The sequence below is a fragment of the Neobacillus sp. DY30 genome, assembly GCF_030123065.1.
Classification (GTDB): Bacteria; Bacillota; Bacilli; order Bacillales; family Cytobacillaceae; genus Neobacillus.
Genome location: NZ_CP126093.1, coordinates 146,759 through 159,189, shown reverse-complemented (window position 1 = coordinate 159,189; position 12,431 = coordinate 146,759). Strand labels below are relative to the sequence as shown.

The window sequence follows — 12,431 nt, the reverse complement described above, 5'->3', positions numbered from 1 at the left end:
TCTTTATATAACTGAAATTAAAATTATTCAGTGATAGTTGTGATTGAACCAGAACCTACTGTACGGCCACCTTCACGAATTGAGAACTTAGTTCCTTCTTCGATCGCAACTGGAGCGATAAGCTCAACAGTCATTTCGATGTGGTCACCAGGCATAACCATTTCTACGCCTTCTGGAAGATTACAAATACCAGTAATATCAGAAGTACGGAAATAGAATTGTGGACGGTAGTTAGTGAAGAATGGAGTGTGACGTCCACCTTCTTCTTTTGATAAAACGTAAACTTGAGCTTTAAACTTTGTGTGTGGAGTGATTGATTTTGGCTTAGCCAAAACTTGTCCACGCTCGATTTCCTCACGTGCTACACCACGAAGAAGGGCACCGATGTTATCTCCAGCTTCTGCAAAATCAAGAAGCTTACGGAACATTTCTACACCTGTTACAGTAGTAGATTTTGGCTCTTCAGTGAAACCAACGATTTCAACTACGTCACCAACTTTAACTACACCACGCTCAACACGTCCTGTAGCAACTGTTCCACGACCAGTGATTGAGAATACATCCTCAACTGGCATCATGAAAGGCTTATCAGTGTCACGAGTTGGTTGTGGAATCCACTCATCAACAGCGTTCATAAGTTCGTGGATTTTTTCTTCCCAAGCAGCGTCACCTTCTAGAGCTTTAAGAGCAGAACCTTTGATAACTGGAGTGTCATCGCCAGGGAAATCGTATTCAGATAATAAATCACGGATTTCCATTTCTACTAATTCAAGAAGTTCTTCGTCGTCAACCATATCACACTTGTTCATGAATACAACAAGGTAAGGTACGCCTACCTGACGAGAAAGAAGGATGTGCTCACGAGTTTGTGGCATTGGACCATCAGTTGCAGAAACAACTAGGATACCGCCGTCCATTTGAGCAGCACCAGTGATCATGTTTTTAACATAGTCAGCGTGTCCTGGGCAGTCTACGTGTGCATAGTGACGGTTGTCAGTTTCATACTCAACGTGCGCAGTAGAGATTGTGATTCCACGCTCTTTTTCTTCTGGAGCACCATCGATTTGATCATATGCACGAGCTTCTGCTTTACCTGATTTAGCAAGAACAGAAGTGATTGCAGCTGTTAAAGTTGTTTTACCGTGGTCAACGTGACCAATTGTACCAATGTTAACGTGTGGCTTAGAGCGGTCGAATTTAGCTTTACCCATTAGGAAAATCCTCCTTTAATTTAAAAAAGTTAAGTATATTGGATGGAAACTGTAAATAGGTTGTCCCAATTCCACAGTTTCCATTGTTACATAAGTAGTTATACTTTATTAAAAGGTGAAAATCAATTATTCACCTTTATTTTTTTTGATAATTTCTTCAGAAACTGATTTTGGAACTTCTTCATAGTGGTCAAAGTGCATAGAGAATACTCCACGACCTTGTGTACTTGAACGAAGTGCAGTTGCATAACCAAACATTTCTGAAAGTGGAACCATCGCACGAACTACTTGTGCATTACCACGTGCTTCCATACCTTCAACGCGTCCGCGACGTGCAGTGATTTGACCCATAATATCACCTAGGTACTCTTCAGGGATTACAACTTCAACCCTCATCATAGGCTCTAGGATAACAGGTTTACACTTTGAAGCCGCGTTTTTAAGTGCCATTGATGCAGCAATCTTAAACGCCATTTCAGAGGAGTCAACGTCATGGTATGAACCATCAAATAATCTTGCTTTAATATCAACTAGTGGATAACCAGCTAGAACACCGCGATCTAACGCATCTTCTAGTCCAGCTTGTACCGCTGGGATGTATTCACGTGGAACAACACCACCGACGATACCATTTTCAAATTCGAATCCTTTACCTTCTTCATTAGGTGAGAATTCGATCCAGACGTGTCCATATTGTCCACGACCACCAGATTGACGAGCAAACTTACCTTCAACTTGTGCAGAAGCACGGAATGTCTCACGGTAAGCAACCTGTGGAGCACCTACGTTAGCTTCAACCTTAAATTCACGACGCATACGGTCTACAATGATATCAAGGTGAAGTTCTCCCATACCGGCGATGATAACTTGTCCAGTTTCCTGGTCAGTGTGTGCGCGGAATGTTGGATCTTCTTCTTGAAGTTTTTGTAGTGCAGTTGTCATCTTATCTTGGTCAGCTTTAGACTTAGGTTCAACAGAAAGCTGGATTACTGGCTCTGGGAATTGCATAGACTCAAGGATAACAGGGTTTTTGTCATCACATAAAGTATCACCAGTAGTTGTATCTTTCAAACCTACAGCTGCAGCAATGTCACCAGCGAAAACCTTAGAGATTTCTTGACGGCTGTTTGCATGCATTTGCAGGATACGTCCGATACGTTCACGCTTGCCTTTTGTAGAGTTCTGAACGTATGATCCAGACTCTAAAGTACCAGAGTAAACGCGGAAGAACGTTAATTTACCAACATAAGGGTCAGTCATAACCTTAAACGCTAGAGCTGAGAACGGCTCTTCGTCGCTAGAATGACGTTCAATTAATTCCTCTTCATCATCCACTGCATGTCCTTTGATAGCTGGAACATCTACTGGAGATGGAAGATAATCAATAACTGCGTCTAACATTAACTGAACACCTTTGTTCTTGAAAGCAGAACCACAGATAACAGGATAGAATTCTACATTAACAGTACCTTTACGAATACCAGCTTTTAGCTCTTCTTTAGTGATTTCTTCACCACCAAGGTATTTTTCCATTAACTCTTCATCTAATTCTGCTACAGCTTCTACTAGCTTTTCACGCCACTCTTCAGCTAAATCACGATATTCTTCAGGAATTTCGCCGATTTCAATATCAGTACCTAGGTCATTACTGTAGAATACAGCGTTCATTTCCACTAGGTCAATGATTGCTGAGAATTGGTCTTCAGCACCGATAGGCAACTGAATTGGGTGGGCATTCGCTTGCAAACGATCATGTAAAGTCTTTACAGAATACAAGAAGTCTGCACCGATTTTGTCCATTTTGTTTACAAATACTACACGTGGTACGCCGTAAGTTGTTGCTTGACGCCAAACTGTTTCAGTTTGAGGTTCAACACCAGACTGCGCGTCAAGTACAGCTACCGCGCCATCAAGTACACGAAGGGAACGTTCAACTTCAACTGTGAAGTCTACGTGTCCTGGTGTATCAATGATGTTTACGCGATGGCCTTTCCATTGTGCAGTTGTTGCTGCGGAAGTGATTGTGATTCCGCGTTCTTGTTCTTGCTCCATCCAGTCCATCTGAGAAGCACCTTCATGTGTTTCACCGATTTTATGAATCTTACCAGTGTAATAAAGGACACGCTCAGTGGTCGTCGTTTTACCGGCATCGATGTGTGCCATGATGCCGATATTACGAGTGTTTACTAAGGAGAACTCTCTTGCCATGGGTCTTTCTCCTTCCTAGTATAGAAGTTTTTATATTAAAGGTAATCCTACCAACGATAGTGAGCAAACGCTTTGTTTGCTTCTGCCATTTTGTGTGTATCTTCACGCTTCTTAACAGATGCACCAGTGTTGTTAGCTGCATCCATGATTTCGTTCGCTAAACGCTCTTCCATTGTCTTTTCACCGCGAAGACGCGCATAGTTTACTAACCAACGAAGACCAAGAGTTGTACGACGGTCAGGGCGTACCTCAACTGGTACTTGGTAGTTTGCTCCACCTACTCGGCGAGCTCTTACCTCAAGTACTGGCATGATATTCTTCATTGCTGCTTCGAAAATTTCCATTGGCTCTTTACCAGAGCGTTCACGGATTGTTTCAAATGCAGAGTAAAGAATTTCTTGTGATTTACCTCTTTTACCGTCAACCATCATTTTGTTGATTAGACGAGTAACTAATTTAGAATTGTAAAGTGGATCTGGTAACACGTCTCTTTTTGCTACAGGACCTTTACGTGGCATTTAATTTCCTCCTTTCAAACAAGCTTTCTATTTAAACTGTATTATTTCTTAGCTGCTTTTGGTCTCTTAGTACCATATTTAGAACGACCTTGCATACGGTTGTTAACGCCAGCCGTATCAAGAGCACCACGTACGATGTGATAACGTACCCCCGGTAAGTCCTTTACACGTCCTCCACGAATAAGAACAACACTGTGCTCTTGAAGGTTGTGACCAATACCAGGAATGTAAGCAGTCACCTCAATACCGTTTGTCAAACGTACACGAGCATATTTACGTAACGCTGAGTTCGGTTTCTTTGGAGTCATTGTACCAACACGAGTACATACTCCGCGTTTTTGTGGTGATGTTACATTTGTTTGTGATTTTTTGAAGCTGTTGTAACCTTTGTTAAGCGCAGGTGATTTTGACTTATCCTCTTTAGATTGACGAGGCTTGCGCACTAATTGGTTAATAGTAGGCATGAAAATTTTCCTCCCTTCATTATTTGTAGACCCACACATCCAGGTGGTTCATTTTTGTGCAAAAAACAAAGTCCTTGCAGATCTTCTATCTACAAAAACAGTTTTTAACGGATAATTACGACAGTTGAAGCACCAACTTCTATTCCACATGCTTTCCCGAGTTTTTTCATCGAGTTAACATAGATAATTGGGATGTTCAATTCTTGAGCTAGTTTCACTACAGCAGCTGTAACTTTTGTTTCAGCGTCATTTGCAATGATCAACTCACTTGCGGTTCCATCCTTTAGTACTTTAACTGTTTGTTTATTTCCTATAACAATCTTCGTTGCCTGTAATACTTTTTCATAAGACATTTATCATATCCTCCAAAGTATCAGGTGAATAGGAGCACCTTTGATATAGTATCATTTTATAAAATAGTTGTCAACAAAACTTTCAACTTTTTTATAATGGCTTATTCTTTAAAATGCGGTACTCGCTTTGTGAGCGGGTACCGCACTATTTTAACTTTTAATCAATGGCAACTGTTTCTTCGGAGGTTGTATCCCTCAAAACAGGCTCTGCCTTGCGATATCGCTGCATACCTGTTCCTGCTGGAACTAGCTTACCGATGATAACATTTTCTTTTAAGCCGAGTAATTCATCACGTTTTCCTTTGATTGCAGCATCAGTAAGAACTCTTGTTGTTTCTTGGAAGGATGCAGCAGAAAGGAATGAGTCGGTTTCAAGTGACGCTTTTGTAATACCAAGTAATACCGGACGTCCAGTAGCTGGCAGCTTACCTGCTAACAAAGCTTTTTCGTTTGCATCTGTGAATTGGTGAATATCTAATAATGTACCAGGAAGTACATCTGTTTCACCTGCATCACTTACACGAACCTTACGCATCATCTGACGAACCATTACTTCTACGTGCTTATCGCCAATTTCAACCCCTTGCATACGGTAAACCTTTTGAACTTCACGCAGCAAGTACTCTTGAACAGCATTAACATCTTTTACTTTAATTAACTCTTTAGGGTCAATAGAACCTTCAGTTAATTCCTGACCGCGTTCAATCTGATCATTAACGGCTACTTTCAAGCGGGCTGTATATGGAGCATTATAAGTACGTGATTCAATCTCACCTTGGACAATGATTTCATGCTGACGATCACGACCTTCATTAATACCAACAACCACACCATCAATTTCAGAAATGACTGCTTGACCTTTAGGATTACGAGCTTCAAAGATTTCTTGAATACGCGGTAAACCTTGAGTGATATCGTCTCCTGCTACCCCGCCTGTATGGAATGTACGCATCGTTAACTGTGTACCAGGTTCACCAATTGATTGGGCAGCAATAATACCAACTGCTTCCCCAACTTCAACTTCTTGTCCTGTAGCCAAGTTACGGCCATAGCACTTCTTACATACGCCATGACGGGTATTACATGTAAAGGCAGAGCGAATTTTCACTTCTTCGATTCCAGCACCAACAATCGTTTCAGCTAGATCCTCCGTGATAAGTCCATTTTCAGGAACTAATACTTCTTTTGTTTCAGGATGTCTAATTGCGTTACGTGCATAACGGCCAATTAAACGTTCATCTAATCCTTCGATTACCTCCGTACCATCTTTTAATGAACGGATTAACAAACCACGGTCTGTTCCACAATCATCTTCACGGACAATTACATCTTGTGCAACGTCAACAAGACGACGTGTTAAGTAACCTGAGTCAGCAGTTTTAAGTGCTGTATCGGCAAGACCTTTACGCGCACCGTGTGTAGAGATAAAGTACTCTAATACTGTTAGACCTTCACGGAAACTTGACTTAATTGGTAATTCGATAATACGTCCAGCCGGGTTGGCCATCAATCCACGCATACCTGCTAACTGTGTAAAGTTCGATGCGTTACCCCGGGCACCGGAATCACTCATCATGAAAATAGGATTCGTTTTATTCAAAGATTTCATTAGCTTTCCTTGAATCGTATCCTTCGCAGCACTCCAAATAGCAATAACACGATCATAACGCTCGTCTTCAGTAATCAAACCTCGACGGAATTGCTTCATAACGTTATCAACTTTACCTTGAGCCTCACTTAGGATTTCTTGCTTTTCTGGTAATACCACGATATCAGCTACACCGACAGTAATACCTGCTTTTGTAGAATATTTAAATCCTAAGTCTTTCATACGGTCTAGCATTTTAGACGTTTCAGTAATTTTAAATCGTTTAAATACTTCAGCAATGATATTACCAAGGATTTTCTTTTTGAACGGATCTACTATAGGCATTTCCTTAATTCTAGCTTTAACATCTTCACCTTTTTCAACAAAGTACTTTGCTGGTGTTTCAACCTCTAAGTTTTGTCTAGTCGGTTCATTGATATACGGGAAAGACTTTGGAAGAATTTCATTAAAAATAAGTTTACCAACAGTAGTGATCAGCAACTTATTGTTTTGTTCTTCCGTTAAGGTTTCATTTCCTAGTGAACCAGCATGGACAGCAACACGGGTGTGCAGATGAACATAGCCATTTTGATAAGCAACTAATGCCTCATTTGTATCTTTGAAAATCATACCCTCTCCAACGGTGCCTTCTCTTTCAAGAGTTAAGTAGTAGTTCCCTAATACCATATCCTGAGAAGGTGTAACAACTGGCTTACCATCTTTAGGGTTCAAGATATTTTGAGCTGCGAGCATTAATAGTCTTGCTTCAGCTTGTGCCTCAGACGAAAGTGGAACGTGAACAGCCATTTGGTCACCATCAAAGTCCGCATTGTATGCAGTACATACTAGCGGGTGAAGGCGGATCGCTCTTCCTTCAACAAGTGTAGGTTCAAACGCCTGAATTCCAAGTCTATGAAGAGTTGGGGCACGGTTTAATAAAACCGGGTGCTCACGAATAACATCTTCAAGTACATCCCATACCTCAGGAGATACTCTTTCAATCTTACGTTTTGCAGATTTGATGTTATGGGCTAATCCTTTTTCTACTAGTTCTTTCATAACGAATGGCTTAAATAACTCAAGTGCCATTTCTTTCGGAAGTCCACATTGGTACATTTTTAAATTCGGACCAACAACGATAACCGAACGACCTGAATAGTCAACACGTTTACCAAGTAAGTTTTGGCGGAAACGCCCTTGCTTCCCTTTTAACATATGGGAAAGCGACTTTAATGGACGGTTACCTGGTCCTGTAACCGGACGGCCGCGACGGCCATTATCTATTAATGCGTCTACTGCTTCTTGAAGCATACGCTTTTCGTTTTGAACGATAATACTTGGAGCACCAAGATCCAACAAACGCTTTAGACGATTATTACGATTAATTACTCGGCGGTATAAATCGTTCAGGTCAGAAGTAGCGAATCTTCCTCCATCCAACTGTACCATCGGACGAAGTTCAGGAGGAATAACAGGAAGAACATCAAGAATCATCCATGATGGTTCATTACCAGAATTACGGAATGCTTCCAACACTTCAAGGCGCTTAATTGCACGAGTACGGCGCTGGCCTTGAGCTGATTTTAATTCTTCTTTTAATGCGTCAACCTCTTTATTTAAATCGATATCAGAAAGAAGCTTTTTAATCGCTTCGGCACCCATTGCTGCTTGGAATTTATTTCCGTACTTTTCACGGTATGCACGATATTCTTTTTCTGATAAAAGTTGTTTCTTATCAAGAGCTGTATCTCCTGATTCGGTTACAACATAAGAAGCAAAGTAAATAATTTCTTCTAATGCCCTTGGAGACATATCTAAAACTAGTCCCATCCGGCTAGGGATGCCTTTAAAATACCAAATATGAGAAACTGGAGCTGCTAGCTCAATATGCCCCATACGTTCACGACGAACCTTTGCTCGTGTTACTTCAACACCGCATCGGTCACATACAACACCTTTGTAACGGACACGTTTATATTTACCGCAATGACATTCCCAGTCCTTTGTTGGACCAAAGATTCTCTCACAGAATAAACCATCCTTTTCAGGCTTCAATGTACGATAGTTAATGGTTTCTGGCTTTTTTACTTCTCCAAAAGACCAAGAACGGATTTTATCTGGTGATGCCAGACCAATCTTCATATACTCAAAATTATTAACATCCAGCAAGGGGCCTACCTCCCTTTCTATCTAGACAATCATTAGCTAAGGCTCTTTTCTTAAACTTTTCTGCTTTTTAGAGCAGAATTTAATGATTGTGCTATGCTTCCACAGAAAACAGGAAAAATTTAATAAGAAAAGAGCCTACATACTAAATTCTAATGCACGAAATTGCTATTTCCACGTTAAAATCGGCTTTAAGATTTTAACAACAATATTTACAAAATCAACCTTAGCTGAAGCACACATTGGTGCCTCAGCTAAGTCTCTTATTCCTTGGAACCAACCTTCTCAGATTCAAATGCTTCTGTTTCTGGAACGATATTTAATGTATCTACTTGCTGCAGGTCATCGTCATCTTCCATATCACGCATTTCTATTTCTTTTTCATCGCCTGAAAGGATTTTCACATCCATACCAAGACTCTGAAGTTCTTTAATTAATACTTTGAATGATTCAGGAACACCTGGTTCCGGTACATTTTCACCTTTTACGATGGCTTCATATGTTTTCACACGACCCACAACGTCATCTGATTTAACTGTCAGAATTTCTTGTAGTGTGTACGCGGCACCATATGCTTCAAGTGCCCAAACCTCCATCTCACCAAAACGCTGACCGCCAAATTGTGCTTTACCGCCAAGTGGCTGCTGTGTAACGAGTGAGTATGGTCCAGTTGAACGAGCATGAAGCTTATCATCAACCATGTGAGCAAGTTTGATCATATACATGACGCCGACAGAAACACGGTTATCAAACGGTTCACCTGTACGTCCATCATATAAAACTGTTTTTGCGTCATTAGCCATTCCAGCTTCTTCAATTGTTCCCCAAACATCTTCTTCACGTGCACCATCAAATACTGGTGAGGCAACATGAATTCCTAGTGCTCTAGCAGCCATACCTAAATGAAGCTCCAGCACCTGACCGATGTTCATACGAGAAGGAACCCCTAACGGATTCAACATAATATCAACAGGAGTACCATCTGGTAAATACGGCATATCTTCCTCTGGTAATATACGAGAGATAACCCCTTTATTACCATGGCGTCCTGCCATTTTATCCCCTTCATGAATCTTACGCTTCTGAACAATATAAACACGTACAAGTTGATTTACACCTGGTGGCAGTTCATCGCCGTCTTCACGGTTAAAGACTTTGACATCAAGGACAATACCGCCGCCGCCATGTGGAACTCTTAGAGAAGTATCACGGACTTCACGTGCTTTTTCTCCGAAGATTGCATGTAAAAGCCGTTCTTCTGCAGTAAGTTCTGTAACACCTTTAGGAGTTACTTTACCAACAAGTAAGTCACCATCTTTTACTTCAGCACCAGTACGGATAATTCCACGCTCATCTAAATTACGAAGGGCATCTTCCCCAACATTCGGAATGTCACGTGTAATTTCCTCTGGTCCAAGCTTTGTATCACGAGATTCTGACTCATATTCTTCAATATGAATAGAAGTATAAACATCATCTTTTACAAGACGTTCGCTCATAATGATCGCATCTTCATAGTTGTAGCCATCCCAGTTTACGAAGGCAACTAAAACGTTACGGCCTAGAGCTAGTTCTCCAAGTTCCATAGAAGGACCGTCTGCTAAAATTTCACCTTTTGTTACGTGGTCACCCACAGCAACAATTGGTCGTTGGTTATAACAGGTTCCCTGATTAGAACGGATGAATTTCAACATTTTATATTTATCAAGGTCACCTTTAACTTCTTGACCATCGACTGTATTAATACGACGTACCCAAACCTCGCGCGCCTCAACATGCTCAACAATTCCTTCATGCTTACAGATAACAGCAGCTCCGGAGTCTTTACCGGAAACGTATTCCATACCAGTTCCTACTCTTGGTGCTTCTGGCTGCAAGAGCGGCACGGCTTGACGCTGCATGTTCGCTCCCATCAGGGCACGGTTCGAGTCATCATTCTCTAAGAAAGGAATACATGCTGTCGCCGCAGATACTACCTGCTTCGGAGATACATCCATGTAATCGATTCGATCGCGTTTTACAACCGTGTTTTCACCACGGAAACGAGCAACAACGTCCTCATCAATGAATGCACCATCATCACCAAGACGAGAGTTCGCCTGTGCTACAACATAGTTATCCTCTTCATCTGCTGTTAAGTAATCGATTCGGCCTGTAACCTTACCAGTATCAGGATCAATTCGACGATATGGAGTTTCAATGAAACCGAAACGATTTACCTTTGCAAATGATGAAAGTGAGTTAATCAAACCAATGTTTGGTCCCTCTGGCGTTTCAATCGGACACATACGGCCATAGTGAGAGTAGTGAACGTCACGCACTTCAAATCCAGCACGTTCACGTGTTAATCCACCAGGTCCTAATGCAGATAAACGACGCTTATGCGTTAATTCCGCAAGTGGGTTCGTCTGATCCATGAATTGCGATAACTGGGAGCTTCCGAAGAACTCTTTTATCGATGCAATAACTGGACGAATGTTAATTAACTGCTGTGGTGTAATAGTAGCTGTATCTTGGATCGACATTCTTTCACGAACCACACGTTCCATACGTGATAATCCAATACGGAATTGATTTTGCAGCAATTCTCCAACAGAACGAAGGCGTCGATTACCTAAATGATCAATATCGTCTGTATCGCCAACACCATGCAATAAGTTAAAGAAATAACTAATCGATGCAATAATGTCAGCAGGTGTAATATTTTTAATTGGTTCAGCAACATATGCATTGCCCAACACATTAATTACTTTTTCACCATCGTCATTAGGTGCGTAGATTTTAATACCCTGAAGAATAATCTCATCCTCTACTACACCGCCAACAGGATTAAAGCCCTTGAAGTTAATATCTTTTTCGAGAGCAGGGATAATCCGATCAAGGTTTCTACGGTCCAGAACCGTACCTTTTTCTGCAATAATTTCACCTGTCTCTGGATCAACTAGGGATTCAGCCAAACGCTGGTTAAATAAACGATTTTTAATATGAAGCTTCTTATTAATCTTATAACGGCCTACATTGGCTAAATCATATCTCTTTGGATCAAAGAATCTTGATACCAATAAACTCTTTGCGTTTTCTACAGTCGGAGGTTCACCCGGGCGAAGACGCTCGTAGATTTCTAGAAGCGCTTTTTCCACTCCCTCAGTGTTATCCTTTTCGAGAGTATTTCGAATGTACTCATTGTCTCCAATCAATTCAATGATTTCTTGATCGGATCCGAAGCCAAGTGCACGCAAAAGAACCGTAACGGGCAGTTTCCGAGTACGATCTATCCTCACATATACGACATCTTTGGCGTCAGTTTCATATTCGAGCCAAGCGCCGCGGTTCGGAATTACTGTTGCCGTAAATCCTTTTTTTCCGTTTTTATCAAGTTTTCCACTAAAATATACGCTCGGAGAACGCACTAACTGAGAAACGATAACACGTTCTGCCCCGTTAATGACAAACGTACCTGTTTCTGTCATGAGTGGAAAATCACCCATAAAAACATCTTGATCTTTTACTTCGCCTGTTTCTTTGTTTACAAGACGTACTTTCACACGCAATGGTGCAGAATATGTAACATCCCGTTCTTTCGATTCCGCAACAGAATACTTAGGTTCGCCAAGGCTGTAATCAATAAATTCTAGTGATAGGTTACCAGTAAAGTCTTCAATCGGTGAAATATCCTGGAACATTTCACGCAATCCCTCATCAAGAAACCATTGATATGAAGAGGTTTGGATTTCAATAAGATTTGGTAATTCTAAAACTTCACTGATTCGTGCGTAACTTCTTCGTTGGCGGTGTCGTCCATACTGAACTAGTTGACCTGTCAACTGATTCACCCCTCAAATCAAGCGTTTTTATAAAACATATATTTTGGTCTTTTGTAAGGATAAACTATCCTCCATCAGACAAAAAAAGAAAAAGGGTTT

7 protein-coding genes are annotated in these 12,431 nt (G+C 41.1%); all 7 read right to left on the bottom strand.

Annotated elements, in window-relative coordinates:
- Nucleotides 1-23 precede the first annotated feature (23 nt).
- Complete coding sequence (tuf, locus tag QNH29_RS00780) at nucleotides 24-1,211, bottom strand: elongation factor Tu (protein WP_283863026.1); 1,188 nt, start codon at nucleotides 1,209-1,211, stop codon at nucleotides 24-26.
- Nucleotides 1,212-1,337: 126 nt separating this feature from the next.
- Entirely contained in the window at nucleotides 1,338-3,419 is a 2,082-nt protein-coding gene (fusA, locus tag QNH29_RS00775; protein ID WP_283863025.1) for an elongation factor G, read from the bottom strand.
- A gap of 47 nt (nucleotides 3,420-3,466) precedes the next feature.
- Entirely contained in the window at nucleotides 3,467-3,937 is a 471-nt protein-coding gene (gene rpsG, locus QNH29_RS00770; RefSeq protein WP_034676063.1) for a 30S ribosomal protein S7, read from the bottom strand.
- Between the two features lie 41 nt (nucleotides 3,938-3,978).
- Entirely contained in the window at nucleotides 3,979-4,401 is a 423-nt protein-coding gene (gene rpsL, locus QNH29_RS00765; protein WP_283865506.1) for a 30S ribosomal protein S12, read from the bottom strand.
- 104 nt (nucleotides 4,402-4,505) lie between these two features.
- On the bottom strand, nucleotides 4,506-4,754 hold the full coding sequence (locus QNH29_RS00760) for a 50S ribosomal protein L7ae-like protein (RefSeq protein WP_283863024.1): 249 nt from the start codon (nucleotides 4,752-4,754) through the stop codon (nucleotides 4,506-4,508).
- Nucleotides 4,755-4,911: 157 nt separating this feature from the next.
- The gene (gene rpoC, locus QNH29_RS00755; protein WP_283863023.1) at nucleotides 4,912-8,511 is read right to left on the bottom strand and encodes a DNA-directed RNA polymerase subunit beta'; all 3,600 of its coding nucleotides are present in this window, start codon (nucleotides 8,509-8,511) and stop codon (nucleotides 4,912-4,914) included.
- Nucleotides 8,512-8,771: 260 nt separating this feature from the next.
- On the bottom strand, nucleotides 8,772-12,332 hold the full coding sequence (gene rpoB / locus QNH29_RS00750; protein WP_283863022.1) for a DNA-directed RNA polymerase subunit beta: 3,561 nt from the start codon (nucleotides 12,330-12,332) through the stop codon (nucleotides 8,772-8,774).
- Nucleotides 12,333-12,431 lie beyond the last annotated feature (99 nt).